We start from the raw sequence: 21,896 nt of genomic DNA, 5'->3' as shown, positions 1-21,896 counted from the left end.
CTGTTTTATATTAATAAACGTTTATAATCGGCTCTGAACCTGTAATATCAAAAGATTGTTATTGTGTGTGGTTGTATTGTCAACCGTGTGTTTGTAGCGGTCGATCTGCATTCCCAGCTGAATCCGGGCACCGTAATCTTTCAGGAATTCGAATCCTAACATTGGTACCAGTGACTGTCTTGGGTTGGAATTGATCCTGAAATTGGAATCCAGGTATTCGTAGCGGCAGGAAAACTCAATCGCGCTAAGTTTTTTGTATTTGATTTCGTAGCGGACATTCGGCAGGAAGTAGAATCCTCTCATCTGGTAGTTACTTAAATAAGGGGTTCTTTCATCAACCGGCAGTGAGAAGTACAGGTTATGGTTAATGGCCTGTTTGGCTTCCATCTGCGTTTCAAAAAACAAGCGGTCCATGATTTGATAATCGGCGGTCAGGTCAAGTCCTACCGCATATACTTCTTTTTTAAACACTTCGCCTATTCCCCCATTCAGACCAAAGTTTATATTGTACTTTTTTGAGAGTTCCAATACTACTCTTGATGAATATTGTTTACCATTGTCTTTGTCCATTTCCTGGTTTCTGCCGTTGCCGTTTACTGCCGAAATTGCATACGTTACGGGTAGTTTACCAATGTCAAACTTTCCGCTCATCGAAGCGCCGATCTGGAAACTGGTCCAGCCGTTTTTCCCGAATTCGTAATACTGGTTCGAAAAATCCATCGATTTGATAATGTCTACCGGATAGGTTTCCTCGATCCCGAACCACGGCCGGAATTGTCCCAAAGTGAATGCAAAATGTTTGTTGAAGGTATATTTGATATATGCATTCTCCAAAACCTTATTTTTAGGATCGGATTTGAAATCGGCTAAATTTACCAGTGCCACTACTTCGGTATGGTCGCCAATGGCAGCCTTTACCTGAGTTCTCATTCTCTTAATATCGAACGAGTTCCGGGTGACATCGCCTTCGGAATGATGCAGACCGTTAAGGTCTATATTCTCCGTGAGTCCGGTTAAATAACGTGCCTGAAAAAGTCCTTTAAACTGAAATACCGGGTATTTTACTTTGGCCGGAGCCACCGTTGCCGTAGAGTCTTTGCCGGTTTGTGCCTGCATTGCAGCAGTAACGAACAAAAGAAGAAATACTTTTTTTAAAGGGGATAATGTAAACGTAATTTCCATAGTGAAGAATTTTAGGCCTCGATAGATATTGGGTATCTATCTTATTAAGGGAAATTGTTATCACTATAAAATTAACAAAATTTTCGTAAAGAAATACTTTACAAAATAAAAATTATCGATAATTTCATCTCAAAGTTAAAAGATATAACAATTGGTTAATTTTATCACGCGGTATTATTATGTCAGTTTTTATTTCTTAAAATGCTTACTGTATATTCAGTCAAACATTTCAAACCCGCAGTTTTTGTAAGGTTAAACCTATTTGGCTCTATTGTAAAAAAGTCCGCACCGGCGCAGCATTATACTGGCTGATGCGGACTTTTATAAACGATGTACAATCAGGTCGTAAGCGACCTCAAACGTCCTGATTATTGTCTTCTGAGTTTGGTTTGCAAGAAAAGCGCTGTTTCGTTATTAATACTGTGAAACTGCACATTATTTTGTTCCAGTAATCGGTCCGTAAACAAAATACCGTTCAGGTGATCTGTTTCATGCTGAAAGATAACTGCCGTAAATCCTTCAATGATTTCTTCCTGAGCCTTTCCTTCCCTGTCAAGGTATTTTAATCGTATTGTATAATTCCGATATACGTCGCCGCTACTGTCCGGAATAGACAGGCAGCCTTCGTTTCCTTTGCGTAACAGTTCGGAGCGCCATACAATTTGCGGGTTGATATACACTTCAAACGGTTCATTCTGTTTGTCAAACCGCTGTACCCAGATCACGTTGCGATTGATGCCAACCTGCGGCGCTGCAATACCCACACCGCCTTCGGACGGATCGGTAACCGCTTTGAACATTCTCTCAATCAAAAGAGGTAAGTCTTTATCGTTTGGGCTGATATCCCGGGAAACGGTTTTTAGTATTTTTAATTCTGCCGGTTCCGTAATCTGAATCACTCTCAGTTTGCTTTTGGTATTTCCGGAATGGATTATTTCTTTTTCTGTTTTGGTAAAATTTTGTGCTGTGACCGTCATGCTAACTAAAATGAACAACGTTATATGATATATCTTTTTCATTTTCTAAAATTAAGACATTATTTTTACATTCGTTTGGGTAGGGACCGGCTTTGTTCCGGAATATTCAACGAACAAAAAAACAATATCAATTTGAGCGGCATACTCACTATAAAAGACTTATACCAACCGATTCAGCCTACCATTACCGATACGGCAGAACAGGTTCACTATCGGGAATTTCTGCCGGACAGCCGTCTGCAGCACTACATTCATTGCTACTGGCAGCTACAGACAATGGCTGAACTAACCGCGCCATTTCATTACCGGGTGGTAGCCGATGGCTGTATTGATATTTACTTTGAATTACAGAATCCCGAAGAAAGCTATGTTATCGGGTTTAGCAAAACGTATACCGAATTCCCGCTGGATAATACATTTAATTATATAGGTGTTCGTTTTTACCCGGCCATGTTTCCGCTGCTCTTTAGCATCAATGCCGCTGAACTTGCTAACAGGTATGAACTTTTAGCATTGGTCTTGCCGGATAATGCTACATTTTTAGCACAGCATTTTAATGAAAAGCTGGATCCGCAGGCTATTAAAACGCTGTTGGATCATTATTATTTAAAACATATCAGCACCGCTGCTTTCCAGCCGGACAACCGCTTTTTTAAGGCAATGACCCTTATTCTGGAAAACTCCGGCACACTGGCTGTCGAAAAAGATCTGGATACCGGCATCAGCTCCAGGCAGCTGCGCCGTCTTTTTGAATTTTACATCGGCGATTCGGCTAAAACGTTTTCCAAGGTCGTCCGCTTTCAAAGCATCCTGAAAGAAAAGCCTTCCTTGCGGGAGAATCCGTTATTTTTTGATGCAGGTTATTACGATCAGGCGCATTTTATCAAAGAGTTTAAAAACATGTATGGCGCTACTCCCGGAAATGTACTCAAATAAGATTGTCCGTTTTTTACAATCCGGTTCCGGTAACATCTCCGAAATTTGCCACAGATAAACCATTAAAACTACAATTATGAAACTAAATGCCGGTATCGTAACCGAAAAATTAGCCGAAAGTAAAGCCTTTTACACATCCGTTCTGGGGTTTGGAGTAACTTTTGAAAATGATTTTTACCTGTTGCTGCACGCTCCGGACAACAGCAGTGAACTTAGTTTTTTACTTCCCGATCATCCTTCGCAACAACCATTATTCCAAAAACCGTTTGCCGGACAGGGTATGTATCTCACCATAGAAGTTGACCATGTTGATGCCGTATATGAAATGATAACAAGCAAAGGCATCGCCATTGCCATCGAATTGCGCGACGAACCCTGGGGCGACAGGCATTTTGCAATAGTTGACCCGAACGGTATTGGAATTGACATTGTTACCTATGCTCCGCCTACAAACTAAGCGATATATTCCGTAACTTTATAGGTTCCCTTTAAAGTTTGAAAAATGAAAGTACATGATTTTAAAACGGTTGGTGAATTTGAAGAACAGGAATCGGTTTTAATAATCTGGCCGGTCAATAAATATGCAACACAGTCGAAGGAATTTGATATCGAAGCGGTAAGCCTGGAATTGGTACAGTACTTAATCGACCATGTTGCGGTGATTATTAGTTGTTATGACGATGCGCAGAAAAAGTATGTGATAACTACTTTGGAAAACAACCGGATCGACGTCAGCAAAATCCGTTTTATGATCTTCCCAGCCGAGCTTATTTTTTCAAGGGATTTTGGGGCTGAAATTTTAGTCAACAACCAGGGAGAGCGTGCCGTAGCCGATTTCAATTTTGATACTTACGGTATGTATCCGAACAATCATCCTGTTTCGAAAAAACTGGAGGAATTTGACCGTGTTCACGCGAAATTCGTGGCTGTTGAAAATTTAATATTTACCCGCTTAACCAGCGAAGGCGGAAACCGGGAGTTTAACGGCGACGGAATCCTGATGACCATTGAAGATACCGAAGTAAACAAACGCAACAAAGGCTGGACAAAAGAACAGGTTGAAGCGGAGTTCAAACGGGTTTTCAACCTGTCCCAAATAATCTGGCTGCCGTATGCCACTTATGACGATGAAGATATGTACAGCGGTCCTATCCCTGATGAAAACGGTGATCTTATTGCTTATCGTTCAGGATCGGCAAACGGGCATATCGATGAGATGTGCCGTTTTGTCAACCGCAATACCATCCTTATTGCCGATGTTACAGAAGAAGAAGAAGAAGAAGCCCTGAGTAATCCGATCCATGCTTATAATAAGGAACGTCTGGATATCGCTTATTTACATTTAAAAGGTGAAACCGACAATCACGGCGATCCGTTTACCATTATAAAAATGCCGGTTCCGGAACCCATATATATAAACATTCAGGAAGGTGATCCTGTTTTTGACGATTATCAGCAGGCACACGACATGCTTCATGGGAAATTGCGCGACGGAAGTCCGTTTCCGAAAGAAAAAATGAAAGTGATGCCGGCTTTGAGTTACTGCAACTTTTTAATTACCAATAATCTGGTTATTGCCCAGAAATATTACCGGGAAGGAATGCCGTATAAGGTAAAGGAAAAAGACGAGGAAGCGTTGCGCATCCTGCAAAACGTGTTTCCGGAAAGAAAGGTGGTGGCAATGGCTACCATTGCTTTAAATCTATATGGCGGCGGGATCCATTGCTATACCCGGAATGTGCCTAAAGGCCATACTCCTTAACTTTACTGACCGGAAAGTGCGCTTAATATCCAGGAAACAATTTTGGCAAAGCCGATAAAAGCAGCATTGCTGCAAAGTCCTGAATGCCTGTATTTCTTTATCAAAAATTATAGTAAAATTAACAGGCGGATCCATTGTTACTCCTTGATAAAAAATTAGCTTTGAGTATAATACTCTTACCTTATGTCGATACGTAAAGCTACCTTAGCCGATAGTGACCGCATCTGCGATTTACTGGCACAAATGGATTATCCCGGTACTGCTGTTTTTCTCAGCGAAAAGATAGCCTTATTACTGAAGCATCCGGATGAAGCATTACTGGTTTATGAAGAAAACAAACAGGTACTGGCTTTTATTTCCATTCATTTTATTCCGCAACTCGCTTTAAAAGGCGATTTCGCAAGAATCAGCTATTTTGCCGTAGACCACGATGCCCGGAGTAAAGGTATCGGAAAGCAGCTGGAAGAATACAGTGTGGCTTTGGCAAAACAGCGCAACTGTGACCGTATCGAACTGCATTCGCATTCCAGAAGAACGGAAGCACATAAATTCTATTACAGACAAGGATATACCGAAGTACCCAAATATTTAGTAAAATCATTACAAGAACTATGAAGCAACGATTATTAGTAGACATGGATGGTGTTTTAGCCGACATATATGCCCAACTTATTCAGTATGAAACTGTCGAAATGGGTATAACCCAGCGTATTGAAAATTTAAATGGCAAACCGGAAGCTACCGTGTTTAAAAATGCCTATGAATACATAAACACTGCCGGTTTTTTCAGAACACTTCCGGTTATGGAAGGCAGTATTAAAGCTTTGGAACTCTTAAATGAAAAATACGATTTGTTTATTGTTTCTGCCGCCATGGAATTTCCAAACAGCCTGGAAGAAAAGTTCTACTGGCTTGAGGAGCACTTCCCGTTCATTACCTGGAAACAAATTGTTTTCTGCGGTTCCAAAACAGCTGTTAAAGGCGACATTATGATTGACGATCATTTTAAAAACCTGGACTATTTTGAAGGCAGGGCTTTACTGTTCTCGCAGCCACACAATAATAACAATCACGACCATCCGCATACCAGGGTTAATAACTGGCAGGAAATACTGCATTTACTAACCTAAAAAACTTAAACTGTCACCATTAATACTTAAGCTGTCACCATAACGGAACGGCAGGACTGCTTTAAATTTGCCTTTGTAAAACATTAAAATTCAGAACAATGTCACAAAAAATAGCTTTAGTAACAGGAGGAAGCCGCGGACTTGGTAAAAACATGGTCTTAAGTCTTGCTCAAAAAGGAATCAATATTATTCTGACGTACAACAGTAAAAAAGAGGAAGCTCTTGAAGTCGTGCGACAAGTTGAAGCATACGGTTTAAAAGCGGCTGCCATCCAACTGAATGTAGCGGAAAGTAAAAGCTTTGATGCTTTCTGGCAGGAAACAGCCCAAACGTTACAAACACATTTCAAGACCGCTACCCTGGATTATCTGGTTAACAATGCCGGTATTGGTATTCACGCTTCTTTTGCAGAAACTACCGAAGAGCAATTCGACACCTTAATGAACATTCAGTTTAAAGGAACTTTTTTCCTGACGCAGAAGGCTTTGCCAATTCTTGCCGATGGCGGTGGAATTGTTAATATTTCTACCGGATTAGCCCGTTTTTCTTTTCCGGGATATGCTGCTTATGCTTCGATGAAAGGGGCTATAGAGACCTTAACAAAATACCAGGCAAAAGAACTTGGTTCAAGAGGTATCCGTGTTAATGTGGTGGCACCGGGAGCCATTGAAACAGATTTTGGCGGCGGCGCTGTTCGTGACAATTCCGATTTGAACAAACAGATTGCTTCCGTAACGGCTTTAGGCCGTGTGGGACTTCCGGACGATATTGGCAGTGTTGTTGCCTTTTTATGTACCGATGATGCCAAATGGGTCAATGCCCAGCGTATTGAGGTATCCGGCGGGATGATGCTGTAAACAATCGAAAAACAATATATAAAACCCTGGGAAATTCTCAGGGTTTCTTATTTATTTACTATTTTTCAGCTTTTAAACACTAATCATTACTGTTTGATGACCACTGAAAAAATTACCACAGAACGGCTGTTTTTAATTCCTTTTACCCGCAGCGTAGCGATGGATGTCCTTGAAGGCAATTGTACCGAATTGCACAATCTCGGGATTCATATTGCCGACGGCTGGCCGGATGACGATGTAATGGAAACCCTGCCGAAAATAATCAACAATCTGCAGTTGTCAGGTTATCCTACCGGATTTGAGTCCTGGATGATCATTAAACAGGACGATATGTGTATCATTGGCGATGTGGGCTTTAAAGGAATACCGAATGCCCAGGGCGAAATAGATCTGGGATATGGTATTATCCGGCAGCAGCGCAAAAAAGGATATGCGTTTGAAGCGGCTAAAAACCTGGTAGACCGGGCATTTTCCGATCCAAAAGTGGTGACCATAACCGCCAGAAGTTTAATTAGCAATGCCGATTCTGCAAAAATACTAACGAAAATAAATTTTACGGAATGGTCCCGAAGTCACGACATGATACACTGGATCCTGGACCGGGAACGTTTTTATGCCCTATAATTAACACTGATTGGTTTTTAAAATGAAAAAGATCCTGCTATTTGTTTTTATCGCACTGCATATCGGTTGTTTTTCCCAAAAACAAGAGGAGCCGTCGATCCATCTGACGATATCCCCGGTAATTGACCGTGAAAAAGAAATCAACAAAAAGATCATCACGGCGCTGACCGGATTTCTGGCTACAAAAAATCAATCGTCACAGGAAAATAAATACTGGCTGAAAAGTGATTTTGAAAAATACAAAACACCTTATACAGACCTTGTTAATATCGAAAACAGCAAATTCGGGACGGACTTCTATAAGCCTACGCTTATGGAGATCATCGATACTAAAACTGTCGATTGTAAGATCGTAAAAATTGCCTACATCGGTTATAATACCCAAACAAAGGACAATACGATACGGTGTATTTACAATATTGTGGCCAATCACATCCACAACGACATCCTATTTAGTCATTATCTGGACTATGCCACCCGGGATTATACCCCTGTGACAATTGAAAGTATTCATTATTTTATCTCGCCTTTAAAGAAATTAAACAGTGCTGAAGCCAATCAGCAAAAGCTTGATATTGTAAAAATCTGCAAGTTCTTTAATTGCAGCCCGATTCCGATCCATTATTACTCCTGCACCAGTCCGCAGGAACTGTTCCGGATAAAAGGTTTTGATTATAATCCGCTGATGTATGTTTCGGAAACCGGCGGCCTGGCAGAATCCAACAATACCGTTTTTTCAGGCAATAACGCCGATTGCTATACGCATGAAATTGTCCATATCTATGTAAACAAACTCTTTCCCAATGTGCCTGCAATATTGAATGAAGGTATTGCAACCTATTTGGGCGGCAGCGGATTGTACAGTTATGACTGGCATAAAAACAATCTTAAAAAGTTCCTCCAAAAAGGCAATACGATCGATTTTCAGCGTTATATCGATAATCCGTTTGAAAGGTTCTATATTGACAATGAAACTTCCGTTCCTTATATGATCGGGGCTTTAATTTGTGAAAGAGCCTTAAAACGATACGACCGGGAAAAATTGCTGCAATTACTGCAAAACAAAAACAATAGCGACATCCGGGTACTGCTCCGGGAAATCGGAATCACTCCGGAAAATATGAATGCAGTGCTGCTTCAGGAACTATAAGTTATTCGTTTCGGAAATTGTATAAAAAAACCCTGAGAGATCTCAGGGTTTCATTTTTATATTCCGGCTATCGCTTTGATCTCGTCAATAATTCTCAGGGCAAGGCTGTCTGCCTGTTCCTGCGTTGGCGCTTCTGTATAAATACGGATAATCGGTTCGGTATTGGATTTTCTCAAATGTACCCAATCGGTTGCAAAGTCTATTTTGACACCGTCAACAGTTGAAATATTCTCATTTTTATATTTTTCCGTCATTGCTTTTAAGATGGCATCAACATCGATCTGCGGTGTTAATTCAATCTTGTTTTTGCTCATAAAATATTGCGGATATCCGGCTCTTAATTCTGCTACGGTTTTCTCCTGGTTGGCTAAATACGTCAGGAACAAAGCAACACCCACTAAAGCATCACGCCCGTAATGCAATTCCGGATAAATGATTCCGCCGTTACCTTCGCCACCCAACACGGCATTGTTTTTTTTCATCAGTTCCACTACATTCACTTCACCAACCGCACTCGCTTCGTAGTTTCCGTTGTGTTTGTTTGTGATGTCGCGCAATGCTCTTGAAGAAGACATATTGGAAACGGTATTTCCGGGTGTTTTACTCAATACATAATCGGCTACCGCTACAAGCGTATATTCTTCTCCAAACATTTCTCCGTCGTTTGAAATAAATGCCAGACGGTCAACATCCGGATCAACTACGATACCGAAATCTGCTTTTTCTTTAACCACCAATTCGCAGATATCGCCCAAATGTTCTTTTAAAGGCTCCGGATTGTGCGGGAAATGTCCGTTTGGTTCACAGTAAAGTTCTACAACCTCTACGCCCATTTGTTCCAATAGCTTCGGAATAATGATTCCGCCTGAAGAATTCACACCGTCTACGACAACTTTAAATCCGGCTTTCTTAACGATTTCCGCATCCACTAAAGGTAAGTCCAGCACTTCGTCAATATGGATATCCATATAGGCATCGTTCTCGGTAATTACACCTAAGCTATCCACATCGGAAAAATCGAAAGCTTCCTGTTCGGCAATTTCTAAAATTTTAGCACCATCGGCTCCGCTTAAAAATTCGCCTTTTTCATTCAATAGTTTTAAGGCATTCCATTGTTTCGGGTTATGCGAAGCTGTCAGGATAATTCCGCCATCTGCTTTTTCCAATGGTACCGCTACTTCAACTGTAGGCGTTGTTGACAGGCCTAAATCGATAACATCAATTCCCAAACCAATTAACGTATTGACAACCAGGTTATGAATCATCGGCCCCGAAATCCGGGCATCACGACCAATTACAACCGTCAGTTTTTCTTTTGTACTGTTTTGTTTCAGAAAAGTCCCGTAAGCCGATGCAAATTTAACCGCATCAACCGGTGTCAGGTTATCACCTACTTTTCCGCCAATAGTTCCTCTAATTCCGGAAATTGATTTTATTAATGTCATATAAATTCAGGGTTTCAATGTTTATTTTTAAAATGTTTACAAATATAAAAAAGTTGTGGCATGCCACGAGGTTACCGGCTCCGGTTTTTATCGAAAATTCTTTTTTAATCTGAGAAAATACGATTCGTAATAACGATAGGATATGCCGGCAAATAAAATAGTCAGCACAATTACCAGCGTGTTAAAAAGTAAAATCTGTATGGTATCCGGTAATCCCATATTAGAAATAAGCTTGATAAACACCAATCCGACAAGCTGCATTGCTATGGCATGGAACATATAAATGCCATAGGAAATGGTTCCTAAATATTTCATGATGCGGTGCTCCAGGAATGAAAACGGAACCTGACAAATTGCAGACAGAAATACGGCAAACAGTATCATGCTGAACAAGTGATATCCCATTTCTGATAAATTATCGATAAAGATACTGGTGGTAAAATAGGCTGTCATCATCACGAGCAACAGCAGCGCTGCCGCCTTTACTCCTTTTCCGTTCACCTTTTTATCCAGCATTAAAACGGATGCCAGACCGCTTGACGAGAAATAAAAAAAGTACATTTTAAACTGATACAGCTGCGGTAGTAGATCCGAAAAGAAAACCGCAAAATAAACAATCGTAAAACCGGCTAAAACCGGCAGTATGTAGTTTCTTTTTACCCATAACATAACCGGTGCAATAAATAAGTAAAACTGTTCTTCTATACCGATAGACCAAAGTATTTCGATGATTCCACCCGGATGATACAAATTGCCGAATACATTGGGCAAAAAGAATACGGAAAGCAATATCCCTTCCAAAAGGTTATAATTGCTTTCAAAATCATAGCCTAACTGCGGCAATAAAAAACGGTAATAAAAGAAGCCTGTAAACAGGATCAGGTAATACAATGGAAAAATCCTTAAAATTCGCTTCATGTAAAATTTCGGAAGTGAAATGGAACCGGTTTCTTTTTTTTCGATATATACCTGCCTGATAATCAAAAATCCGCTTAAAGAAAAGAAAACATATACCGCTTCTTTACCTTTATGAAATATGGATAAAGCGTCAAAAAAAGGAATTTCCTGGTTTCTGCAAAATTGCGGGATATGAAAAAGGACTACAAATAGTGCTAAAAAAAATCGAAGAGCGGTTAAGTTTGGCAATGCCTTCATTAAAAATATCTTTTTCCAAAAGTAATTATTACATTTACATAAACCCGATTACAGATGAATTTTTTAGCGCACATATACTTGTCCGGAAATAACGATTTGATCAAAATTGGCAACTTTATGGCCGATGGTATTCGCGGCAACGAATACAAAAATTTCAACCCGGAGATCCAGAAAGGCATCTTATTGCATCGCGCTATCGATACTTTTACTGATGCCCATCCCGTTTTCAGAAAAAGCAAGCATCGTCTTCATGAAGCTTACGGTCATTATTCGGGCGTGATAATCGATGTTTTTTACGATCATTTTCTCGCTAAGAACTGGCAAGTGTATGCTGATGTTGAACTGGAAAAATATGTTGCGGCTTTTTATAATTCCCTTGAAGTGCATTATGATGAGCTAACGGAAAAAACAAAAGGGCTGATGCCTTATATGATTGGCCGGAACTGGCTGGTTAGCTATGCTACCATCGAAGGTATCGGGACTATCCTTTTCCAGATGGACCACCGCACAAAAAACCGTTCCGGTATGCAAAACTCCGTAAAAGAATTACAGGAATTTTATACTGATTTTGAAGAAGAGTTTACGCTTTTCTTTGAAGAATTACGCCATTTTGCCGCCACCAAATTAACTCAGATAAACCATGACTTTCATAACTGATTTAGAAAAATCATTTTCCGGGAATGCCGCTGCTGAAATTGCCCTGCCAATGGAAGCGTATATGAAAAACCTTTTTAGCTATTATGGCATAAAAGCTACGTCCAGAAAAGCCATTACCAAAGAAATCTGGAAACAGCACAAGGAAGAAGTAGCCTTAAAAGCACGGGAAATCGGCTGGGAACTATTCAATAAAGATAAAAGGGAATTGCATTATGTTGCGATAGAAATCCTGGAAAAAGAGCTTAAAAACAAGTATCTGAAAGAGGACATTGCGTTAATCGAAAAGGTGATCACTACCAATTCCTGGTGGGATACCGTTGACTTCCTTGCCAAGTACTTACTGGGCAATTATCTTATACAATACCCGGAAGCAATCCCGGCTGTTACTACCGCTTTTTCCGATTCGGAAAACATGTGGCTCAATCGTTCTGCAATTCTTTTCCAATTGGGTTATAAGTCAAAAACCGATGCCACTTTACTCTTTTCTTTGTGCCGGAAACATGCTGAATCAAAAGAGTTCTTTATACAAAAAGCGATCGGATGGGCATTGCGGGAATATGCCAAAACGAATCCCGAAGCCGTGAAAACATTTGTGGCGGCAACCACACTAAAACCATTAAGCAAAAGAGAAGCACTGAAAAATTTATGAAGTTTTTAAAAACAGAGTTATTCAAAAGGCGTATTTTAGCATTTCAAAGTTTTTATAACAAATTCACCTAAATTTTCTCTAAAATGCCAACTAAAAAAGTTTCTCCTATAACCTTGTTTTTCCGAAAAAACTTCAAGCGTTTAGAAGCCACTTTGTTCTTTTTAAAATCCATCTTAAACAACCGTCAGTTTATTTATTTATCCTGTGTTTTAGTGGGTATTTCATCGGCATTAGCGGTAATTGTTTTAAAGACCTTTTCGCATTCCGTTTTTCGTTTTGCCAATTATATCGACGGAATTTTACATTTACCGTATAGTAACAGTATCCTTCCCATTGCCGGGATTTTACTGACGGCATTTGTTATTAAAAAATTCCTTGACGGCAGTATCGAAAAAGGGACTTCACAAATCATGATTGCTGTGGCAAAAAAGTCGGGAATCATGCCCCGCAAGCAAATGTATGCCCAGATCATTACAAGTTCCCTTACCGTAGGTATGGGTGGTTCGGCAGGACTGGAATCCCCGATTACGATTACCGGAGCGGCTTTTGGTTCCAATTATGCCCAGAAATACCGCCTGAGCTATAAAGACCGGACGTTATTGCTTGCCTGTGGTGTTGCCGCCGGTATTGCTGCTGCTTTTAACGCTCCTATAGCCGGCGTTTTATTTGCCATCGAGGTGATTTTAGCCGACATGAGTGTGACGGCTTTTATCCCGATCATGATTTCTGCCGCAACGGGTGCTTTGGTGACCAATGTGCTTTTAAAAGAGGATATTCTGCTGTCGTTTCACCAACAGCTTAGCTTTGATTATCACAATATTCCTTACTATATTATCATCGGTATTTTTGCAGGACTCGTTTCGGTTTACCATGCCCGTACGTTCCGGAAAGTGGAACACTTTTTTGACCGGTATAAAAACAAAACCTATAAAAAAGCCATCGTTGGTGCTTCGGCATTGGCAATACTGATCTTCTTTTTCCCGACACTATTCGGGGAAGGATATGAAAGTATTAAAGCTCTTTCCAACGGGAATCCGGAGAAATTACTCGAAAATACTCTTCTGAATCCGTTTAAGGATAACGAATGGGTTTTGGTACTTTTTGTTGGTGCAACCATGATGATTAAGGTTTTTGCTACGGGATTAACGCTTGGAAGCGGCGGTAATGGCGGTAATTTTGCGCCTTCCTTATTTGTTGGTTCCTATCTGGGTTTTTTCGTTGCAAAATTGTTTAACCTTATCGGTTTATCCCATAATCTGCCCATCAGCAATTTTACAATTGTTGGTATGGCCGGTGTATTGAGCGGCTTGTTTCATGCGCCGTTAACCGCTATTTTCCTTATTGCGGAAATTACCGGCGGTTATGCCTTAATGGTTCCTTTGCTGATTGTTTCGTCCATTAGCTTTGCGATTACCAAAAAAATGGAAATCCACTCGATGGATATTAAAAATCTTGCCGACAAAGGGCAGGTTTTTACAAGTGATAAAGACAAAAATATTCTTTCCTCTATAGAATTGTCCAAACACATCCGGAATGATTTCAGAACCATCACTGCACATGCCAAACTGGAAGATGTTATCGAACTGCTTTCCACCACCAAACAAACGATCTTCCCGGTCCTGAATGAAAACGAGGAATTGCTTGGTATTGTGGATTTTGATAAAATCAGAAACATTGTCTTCAAACCTTTCCAGATAAAATATACCGCTTTAAGCGATGTTATCCTGAAAACGGAAGCAATCATCTGCTATGATGAAATCATGGAAACCGTAATGGATAAATTTGACAGTAACCATACCGATATACTTTTGGTACTGAAAGACAAAAAATACCTGGGTTATCTCTCCAAAATTGAAGTACTCGAAAGCTACAGAGAAAAACTAAAAGACATGCGGATAGAATAGCTTATTATCGGATAGGGTGTATTTTTTTACCATCCGATTTTTGTATATTTGTGGTATGTGGAAAATTGATGTGACATATAAGCCTGAATTTCAAGCTACTTTCGATAGATTGTATGAAAAAAAAGCAATTCTGAAAAACAGCAGACCATTGCCTGAAATTGCTTTGAAAAAAATCAAGGAAGCCTTATCCATCGAATGGACCTATAACTCCAATAGTATTGAAGGCAATACGCTAAGCCTGCGGGAAACACAAATGGTACTTCAGGAAGGAATCACCATTAAGGGAAAATCACTCCGGGAACATTTTGAAGCCAAAAACCACGAGAATGCCATTCATTATCTTTATGACATTGCCAAAAACGATTATACAATCAGCAGTAAAGATATACTGTCACTTCATCAGCTGGTCATGCGCTCCATTGAAGAAGAATATGCCGGCCGGTTACGAAATGGCGGTGTCCGCATTTCCGGGGCAAATTTTGTTCCGCCAAATGCAAACAAAGTTTCCGATTTGCTGGAAGAACTGATAACATTTGTGATACAAAATCCGTTAGGTCTCAACGATATTGAGCTGGCGGCTATTTTTCATCATAAATTTGTCTGGATCCATCCTTTTTTTGACGGCAACGGAAGAACAGTGCGCCTGGCAATGAATTTATTACTGATGCGAAAGGGCTTTCCTCCTGCCATCATTCTGAAAAACGACCGGAAAAAATATTATGAAGCCCTCAACCAGGCCAATAACGGCAATTATAAAAAGCTGATTTTACTGATGTGCCAGGCTGTGGAAAGAACTTTAAATATTTATATCGGTTCGTTGCCGGACAACGATTATGATTTTCAGGAAATCACAAACTTGGTTCAGGAACCCGGTGTTCCTTATGGCCAGGAATATATCAGCCTGTTAGCCCGTCAGGGAAAAATTGATGCTTATAAGGAAGGCCGTAACTGGTTAACGACCAAAAAAGCTATTGAGGATTATATTGAAAACAGGCAAAGAAAGCGCTGACAGCATAAGCCATCAGCGCTTTTTATAATAACAATATTAAGTCAATCCAGGTGATGCTATTTATTAACTTTTTAAACAAAATTTCTTCTTATTCTCCGTATCAAATTAAATTTCAAAACAGTACCTTTGCGTTTTGCACAACTTTTATATGCTGAACACAGAAGAAACCATTGAAGTATTAGGCGCCAGAGCGCATAATTTAAAGAATATAGATGTTATTATTCCCCGTGAAAAACTGGTGGTTGTTACCGGTCTTTCCGGTTCCGGAAAATCGTCATTGGCTTTCGATACGATCTATGCAGAAGGACAACGCCGTTATATCGAAACTTTTTCAGCCTATGCCCGTCAGTTTTTGGGTGGTCTGGAACGTCCTGATGTGGATAAGATCGACGGTTTATCTCCTGTAATTGCTATCGAGCAAAAAACAACCAGTAAAAGTCCGCGTTCCACGGTAGGGACAATTACGGAAATTTACGATTTTCTTCGTCTGCTTTATGCCCGTGCCGGTGAGGCATACAGTTATAATACCGGCGAAAAAATGGTGAGCTACAGCGATGAGCAGATCAAACAGCTTATTCATGAAAACTTCGAAGGAAAGCGCATCAATATTTTAGCACCGATTATCCGTTCCCGTAAAGGACATTATCGCGAGTTGTTTGAGCAGATCTCCAAACAGGGTTTTGTAAAAGTGCGTGTTGACGGTGAAATCCGCGACCTGGAGTTCGGTATGAAAGTGGACCGCTACAAAACACACGATATTGAAATTGTGATTGACCGTATGGCCATTGAAAATACGGAAGACAATGACAAACGTTTAACCGAAAGCATCAAAACAGCGATGTATCACGGTGAAGACGTCATGATGATTATTGAGCAAGAAAGTCAGGAAGTACGCTATTTCAGCCGAAACTTAATGTGTCCTACTTCCGGTATCTCCTACCCGAATCCGGAGCCAAACAATTTCTCATTCAACTCTCCAAAAGGAGCCTGTGACCATTGTAACGGTTTGGGAACAGTAAATGAGGTAAACCTGAACAAGATTATCCCGAATCCGAAATTATCCATTAAAAACGGTGGTTTTGCCCCTTTAGGTGAGCAAAAAAACTCCTGGATATTCAAACAGCTGGAAGTTATTGGTGAAAAATACGGTTTTAAATTAACCGACCCGATAGAGAAAATTCCGCAGGAAGCCATGGATATGATCTTAAACGGCGGAAACGAAAAGTTCTCCGTTGTTTCCAAAGTGATGGGAATCACCAAAGATTATAAGATTGACTTTGAAGGTATTTCCAATTTTATCAAAAATCAGTTTGACGAAAGCGATTCGGCTTCTATAAAACGCTGGGCAAAGGAATTCATGGACGAGGTTAATTGTCCGGAATGCCAGGGGACCCGACTTAAAAAGGAAGCCCTTTATTTTAAAATCAATGAAAAGAACATTGGAGAGCTTTCTTCAATGGATATAGACGAGTTGAGTGACTGGTTTGAAAACCTGACTCCTCACCTGAACGAAAAACAAAAAGCAATCGCTGTTGAGATTGTCAAAGAAATAAAAGCCCGTCTGAGCTTTTTAGTCGACGTGGGTTTAAATTACCTGTCGCTGAACAGAAGTTCCAAATCGCTTTCCGGCGGTGAGGCACAGCGTATCCGTTTAGCAACACAAATTGGTTCACAGCTTGTCGGTGTCCTGTATATTCTGGATGAGCCGAGTATCGGACTGCACCAAAGGGATAATGAGCGTTTAATCCGTTCGCTGGAGCAATTGCGCGATATCGGAAATTCCGTTATTGTTGTGGAGCACGACAAGGATATGATTGAACGTGCCGATTATGTGATTGATATCGGTCCGAAAGCCGGCCGCTTTGGCGGTGAAATTATCAGCAAAGGCACGCCGAAGGAATTGCTGAAAGAAAAGACACTAACGGCTATGTATATGAATGGCGAAATGGAAATTGCCGTTCCAAAAGTACGCCGTGAAGGTAATGGCAAGGTTTTAAAATTAACCGGAGCAACCGGAAACAATCTGAAAAATGTTTCCATAGAACTGCCATTGGGTAAAATGATCTGCGTGACCGGAGTTTCCGGAAGCGGAAAATCGACCTTGATAAATGAAACGCTCTACCCTATTTTGAATGCGCACTTTTTTAATGCGGTTAAAAAACCACAGCCGTATAAAAAAATTGAAGGTTTGGAGCATATTGATAAAGTGATTGATATCGACCAGAGTCCGATCGGGCGTACACCACGTTCGAATCCGGCAACCTATACCGATGTTTTTTCAGAAATCAGAACCCTGTTTACCCAAACACCGGAAGCAATGATCCGCGGTTACAAACCGGGACGTTTCAGCTTTAATGTGTCCGGCGGACGTTGCGAAACCTGTGAAGGATCGGGTGTAAGAACCATTGAAATGAGTTTCCTTCCGGATGTATATGTGGAATGTGAAACCTGCCAGGGAAAACGTTTTAATCGGGAAACGCTTGAAATACGCTATAAAGGAAAATCCATTTCCGATATATTAGCGATGACCGTTGATGAAGCAGTGCCTTTCTTTGAGAACATTCCGAAAATATACCGTAAGATCAAAACCATACAGGATGTTGGTTTGGGATATATCACTTTAGGACAGCAGAGCACAACCCTTTCGGGCGGGGAAGCACAACGTATCAAACTGGCTACGGAATTGTCTAAAAAAGATACCGGGAATACTTTTTATATCCTGGACGAACCCACTACAGGTTTGCATTTTGAAGACATCCGGGTCTTAATGGAAGTTATTAACAAACTGGTCGATAAAGGCAATACTGTGCTTATTATTGAGCATAATATGGACGTTATCAAACTGGCCGATTATATTATTGATATCGGTTATGAAGGCGGAAAAGGCGGCGGACAGCTGATCGCTAAAGGTACTCCGGAAGAAGTCGTTAAAAACAAAAAGAGTTATACCGCTCAGTTCCTTAAAAAGGAATTGCATCTATAACAACCGTACTATATATTTTTAAAGCAGCGTGATACGCTGCTTTTTTTATGGAGTGCTGGCTAAATTTGTACATTTACGTCAATAGAAAGCTACATAACCCTAAAAAACGTTCACAAATGAATTTTTTTAAAAAAAAGCAGGAAGAAGAAAACTTTGACAGCTTCCCTCCTATAGGCGGATTAATGGTTTCAAAAATGGTTACCGATCAAAATATAAAACCAAGGTTTATGTACCGGGAAAAAAGAACCCGGCCGGAAGATAGCGGCTGGAGAATTTTTACAGGTTTTGAAACAGACGATTATATAAACGATCCGAATAATACAGGTATATACAATCCTTCCAGTATTCTCAAAATCGATCCTTCGCTGCAATCCATTTTATTAAAAGGAATAGGTGCTGTTTATGAGAGAACAGATGATGATTCAGAATGGTACAGGGTTACCGATTTTGAGTTAGAAGACGATTATCCCGTTATGCACAAACTCACCAATGAATGGACGCTTACAATCAACAACCTGTTTGAGCGCAGTATCGAAGATAACGGCGACCTATTTTATACTACTGGTGACAAATCTGTCCGGCTTGCCATTTGGAATGAAAAGGGAAAAAGTAAAGAGGAAATTTACCATACTCACAAACAGCTTATTGCAAATAGAAATCAAAATTTTGATCAGACACTGGAAACTTTTGAGTTTTCCGACAATCGTGTTTTAAGAACAGGCTATCTGGTTTCCGAAAAAGACGGTGAAAAAGAATATGGCGTTGTTTACGGGTTTTCTATAATTGATAATCAGGTTATACAGCTTGCCTTGTATTTTGATGAACCTGAAGATATCGATTGGGCATTAGAAACCTGGAAAATGATAGAACCGGAATAATCAATGCTATTTTTCTGTAACTTTATATACAATCTTTCTGTCTATGTACGACCTGCTTAAAAACAACATTAAAAGCCATATTACAATCTCCGATACGGAACTGGAACAATTCTGTAAACCGTTTAACTTAAAAAAGATTCCAAAAAAGGAATTTCTGCTACGCCAGGGTGAGGTCTGCAAATTTGAAGGATTCGTCAATAAAGGCTGTTTCAGAGTATATCATATTAACAATGAAGGTGTGGAACATGTTCTTTATTTTGCCATTGAAGGCTGGTGGATTACCGATATTGACAGTTTTACCAATGAAAAACCGGCTTCCCTGTTTATCGAAGCACTGGAAGACAGCGAAGTGCTCTTAATTTCAAAAAGAGAGAAAGAACTGCTATATGAGCAATTTCCGAAAACGGAAAAACTGTTCCGGATCATGACACAGAAAACACATGTGGCATTACAGCGCAGAATGATCAGTAACCTGAGTAAAACCGCCGATGAACGTTATCTGGATTTTATAGAAAAATACCCGCACTTAGCCCAACGATTATCTAACTTGCAAATAGCCGCCTATTTAGGGATCTCGCATGAGTTCCTCAGTAAAATCCGAAAGAAGATTTCAAAATTATAATACTGTATTTTCATTTATTGAACTTGTTCAATTTTTTGGTTATAGGATGAATGTAGCTTTGTATTGTAATTTTTAAGGACCAATACATGAACTCAAAACACCTCTTTACATTCTTATTTTTAATAACCAATATTTTCAATATTATGGAAACACAAGCACAAAGCGTTAAAACTATTGACGCCAAAACGTTACAATTTAAAGTGTACAATGCCTCCGAAAACAGTTTTGGAGTAGCCTCTGTAATTATAAGTGGTAAAACCGATGCGGTTTTAATTGATGCCCAATTCACACTTGCCGATGCAGAAATCGTTGCCAAAGAGATAAAAGCCAGTGGCAAAAAACTAACCACTATTTATGTTAGCCACGGCGATCCGGACTTTTATTTCGGATTGGAAGTTTTCAAAAAATACTTCCCGGAAGTAACCGTTTATGCCACACCGCTTACTGTTGAGCATATCCAAAAAACAGCGCAGAAAAAACTGGATGTCTGGGGTGAACGATTGGGAGCGGCTTTAACTTCAAATATAGTACTGCCACAGGTTTTAAAAGGTAACAGCATTACCCTGGAAGGCCACCAACTGGAAATATACGGATTGGAAGCATTTCCGGAACGTACTTTTGTCTGGATTCCTTCTGTTAAAGCCGTTGTGGGCGGAATCAATGTGTTTGGAAACACTTTTCACCTATGGACAGCCGATTCACAAACCAAAGAAGCCCGTGCCAACTGGATCTCCATTCTGGAAAAAATAGAAGCCCTTCATCCGGCAATTGTGATTCCTGCCCATGCAAAAAACGGAGCGGCTTTTTCAGTAGCCTCTGTACAATATGACATTGCCTATTTAAAAACCTATGAAGCAGAAGTTGCCCAAACAAAATCATCGGAAGAACTGATTAGTGCCATGAAAAAACACTATCCTGAGGCTACTTTTGACATTGCGCTTCAAATTGGTGCCAAAGTGAACAAAGGCGAAATGAAATGGTAATCCTGAATTTTAAAGCTGATCGTATGAAAAAACTAATTCCGCTTATATGCGCTACACTGCTGCTTTGCTCCTGTACTAAAAAGGCAGAACCTGTAACAACAGTCATTCCAACGGCAGATTATACATTGATCGGTCATAAAGGAAAAATTACCTTCCCCGAAATGACTGCCGAAGTATACTATGAAAACGATTCGATACTGCATTGGAAAACGACCGATACGGCCGGGAAAACAGCCGAAGGCGATGAAAAAATGCATTATCAGAAATTAACCGACAACCTTCACTTCCTGAACTGGATTGAAAAAGACGGTTTTACGGTTAGCCAGCTTATTGATACACAAAACGGAACCGTAAAGGCATTCTGGTCATTCCATGATCCGAAAAGTGACAAAGCCGGACGTTCTTCCCTTTTCGTGGACGGAAAATTTGAATTTATTAAGTAATGTTATTCCCTTTTAAAACCGGTCTGATACTTCTTTTACTGACGGCCGGTTGCCAAAATCACAATACGATGACAAATCTCGAGATAATAAAAAGCACCTATGAAGGCGGAAGTTCGGAACAAAACGGAAAAAATACGGCCTTAGCCTTGGCTCCGGATGCCCGATGGACAGAAGCGGCCGGTTTTCCCTATGCCGGAACCTATATCGGTTTTGAAGCCGTCAAAAAAAATGTGTTCGACAGGCTTGCATCCGAATGGATCGACTACAAGCTAACCATTGAAGATTATATTGCCGATGGTGACCGGGTTGCCGCTTACGGTACCTATTCCGGAGTGAATAAAAAAACCGGAAAACCTTTTACGGCACGGGTAACACACATCTGGAAGCTCCACAATAAAAAGGTTATTGCATTCGAACAATTTGTCGACAGCAAGTCGGTAACCGATGCGATGGAATAATACCAGTCCCATATAAAGCTCCTCAAAAACCGGAAAAACTGTTATAAAACATTTAACAGTTTTTCCGGTTTTTACCGTTTTACACGAAAAAC

At 40.3% G+C, this 21,896-nt stretch carries 22 protein-coding genes; 18 read left to right on the top strand and 4 right to left on the bottom strand.

The genetic code is table 11. The features are described from left to right. Positions 1–21: 21 nt before the first annotated feature. Positions 22–1,116 (bottom strand): porin, encoded by a 1,095-nt coding sequence (locus tag B3394_RS17730; protein ID WP_286928399.1) that lies wholly within the window; start codon positions 1,114–1,116, stop codon positions 22–24. A 434-nt stretch (positions 1,117–1,550) separates the two neighbouring features. Then, on the bottom strand, positions 1,551–2,201 hold the full coding sequence (def, locus tag B3394_RS17725; protein WP_273244897.1) for a peptide deformylase: 651 nt from the start codon (positions 2,199–2,201) through the stop codon (positions 1,551–1,553). Positions 2,202–2,291: 90 nt separating this feature from the next. Between def and B3394_RS17720 the strand changes: the two genes are divergently transcribed. From B3394_RS17720 to B3394_RS17685, 8 genes are all read left to right on the top strand, one after another. Further along, a complete protein-coding gene (locus tag B3394_RS17720) occupies positions 2,292–3,095 on the top strand; it encodes a helix-turn-helix domain-containing protein (RefSeq protein WP_349677599.1) in 804 nt (267 codons plus the stop codon). A gap of 76 nt (positions 3,096–3,171) precedes the next feature. After that, complete coding sequence (locus B3394_RS17715; RefSeq protein ID WP_286928072.1) at positions 3,172–3,552, top strand: VOC family protein; 381 nt, start codon at positions 3,172–3,174, stop codon at positions 3,550–3,552. A gap of 45 nt (positions 3,553–3,597) precedes the next feature. Beyond that, a complete protein-coding gene (locus B3394_RS17710; protein WP_286928068.1) occupies positions 3,598–4,857 on the top strand; it encodes an agmatine deiminase family protein in 1,260 nt (419 codons plus the stop codon). A 183-nt stretch (positions 4,858–5,040) separates the two neighbouring features. Further along, positions 5,041–5,472, top strand: coding sequence for a GNAT family N-acetyltransferase (locus B3394_RS17705; RefSeq protein ID WP_286928064.1), 432 nt, complete (start codon positions 5,041–5,043; stop codon positions 5,470–5,472). Then, positions 5,469–5,987, top strand: coding sequence for a 5' nucleotidase, NT5C type (locus B3394_RS17700; protein ID WP_177734134.1), 519 nt, complete (start codon positions 5,469–5,471; stop codon positions 5,985–5,987). Before B3394_RS17705 ends, B3394_RS17700 begins: the two co-directional genes overlap by 4 nt. 98 nt (positions 5,988–6,085) lie before the next feature. Next, complete coding sequence (locus tag B3394_RS17695; RefSeq protein WP_286928061.1) at positions 6,086–6,844, top strand: SDR family NAD(P)-dependent oxidoreductase; 759 nt, start codon at positions 6,086–6,088, stop codon at positions 6,842–6,844. A gap of 96 nt (positions 6,845–6,940) precedes the next feature. Continuing rightward, positions 6,941–7,468 (top strand): GNAT family N-acetyltransferase, encoded by a 528-nt coding sequence (locus B3394_RS17690; protein WP_286928058.1) that lies wholly within the window; start codon positions 6,941–6,943, stop codon positions 7,466–7,468. 22 nt (positions 7,469–7,490) lie between these two features. Next, entirely contained in the window at positions 7,491–8,618 is a 1,128-nt protein-coding gene (locus tag B3394_RS17685) for a hypothetical protein (protein WP_286928050.1), read from the top strand. A gap of 56 nt (positions 8,619–8,674) precedes the next feature. Here B3394_RS17685 and glmM read toward each other — a convergent pair whose 3' ends face one another. Further along, positions 8,675–10,063: a phosphoglucosamine mutase gene (gene glmM / locus B3394_RS17680; protein WP_177734126.1), complete on the bottom strand. Its 1,389-nt coding sequence runs from the start codon at positions 10,061–10,063 to the stop codon at positions 8,675–8,677. Between the two features lie 87 nt (positions 10,064–10,150). After that, positions 10,151–11,218, bottom strand: coding sequence for an acyltransferase family protein (locus tag B3394_RS17675; RefSeq protein ID WP_273244884.1), 1,068 nt, complete (start codon positions 11,216–11,218; stop codon positions 10,151–10,153). Between the two features lie 54 nt (positions 11,219–11,272). Here B3394_RS17675 and B3394_RS17670 point away from each other — a divergent pair, with 54 nt between their 5' ends. The 10 genes from B3394_RS17670 (at position 11,273) to B3394_RS17625 (ending at position 21,804) form a co-directional block, all read left to right on the top strand. After that, positions 11,273–11,875: an acyl carrier protein phosphodiesterase gene (locus B3394_RS17670; protein ID WP_286928048.1), complete on the top strand. Its 603-nt coding sequence runs from the start codon at positions 11,273–11,275 to the stop codon at positions 11,873–11,875. After that, on the top strand, positions 11,859–12,524 hold the full coding sequence (locus B3394_RS17665) for a DNA alkylation repair protein (RefSeq protein ID WP_286928043.1): 666 nt from the start codon (positions 11,859–11,861) through the stop codon (positions 12,522–12,524). The genes B3394_RS17670 and B3394_RS17665 overlap by 17 nt, the downstream gene beginning before the upstream one ends. An 83-nt stretch (positions 12,525–12,607) precedes the next feature. Further along, entirely contained in the window at positions 12,608–14,428 is a 1,821-nt protein-coding gene (locus B3394_RS17660) for a chloride channel protein (protein ID WP_286928041.1), read from the top strand. Between the two features lie 55 nt (positions 14,429–14,483). Further along, positions 14,484–15,437, top strand: coding sequence for a Fic family protein (locus tag B3394_RS17655; RefSeq protein ID WP_286928036.1), 954 nt, complete (start codon positions 14,484–14,486; stop codon positions 15,435–15,437). A gap of 148 nt (positions 15,438–15,585) precedes the next feature. Next, positions 15,586–18,420, top strand: coding sequence for an excinuclease ABC subunit UvrA (gene uvrA / locus B3394_RS17650; RefSeq protein ID WP_177734105.1), 2,835 nt, complete (start codon positions 15,586–15,588; stop codon positions 18,418–18,420). A 116-nt stretch (positions 18,421–18,536) separates the two neighbouring features. Then, positions 18,537–19,298, top strand: a complete 762-nt coding sequence (locus B3394_RS17645) for a DUF2185 domain-containing protein (RefSeq protein WP_286928014.1) — start codon at positions 18,537–18,539, stop codon at positions 19,296–19,298. A gap of 43 nt (positions 19,299–19,341) precedes the next feature. Continuing rightward, positions 19,342–19,920, top strand: coding sequence for a Crp/Fnr family transcriptional regulator (locus B3394_RS17640; protein ID WP_286928009.1), 579 nt, complete (start codon positions 19,342–19,344; stop codon positions 19,918–19,920). A gap of 143 nt (positions 19,921–20,063) precedes the next feature. Beyond that, entirely contained in the window at positions 20,064–20,903 is an 840-nt protein-coding gene (locus tag B3394_RS17635) for an MBL fold metallo-hydrolase (protein ID WP_286928004.1), read from the top strand. 23 nt (positions 20,904–20,926) lie between these two features. Further along, on the top strand, positions 20,927–21,346 hold the full coding sequence (locus B3394_RS17630; protein WP_286927997.1) for a MoaF-related domain-containing protein: 420 nt from the start codon (positions 20,927–20,929) through the stop codon (positions 21,344–21,346). Between the two features lie 68 nt (positions 21,347–21,414). After that, a complete protein-coding gene (locus tag B3394_RS17625) occupies positions 21,415–21,804 on the top strand; it encodes a nuclear transport factor 2 family protein (protein ID WP_273244869.1) in 390 nt (129 codons plus the stop codon). Positions 21,805–21,896 lie beyond the last annotated feature (92 nt).

The organism is Flavobacterium sp. UBA4197 (assembly GCF_002379575.1).
GTDB lineage: Bacteria > Bacteroidota > Bacteroidia > Flavobacteriales > Flavobacteriaceae > Flavobacterium > Flavobacterium inviolabile.
Note: the sequence above shows the minus strand (reverse complement) of the source record. Positions and strands in the feature narration are given on the sequence as shown.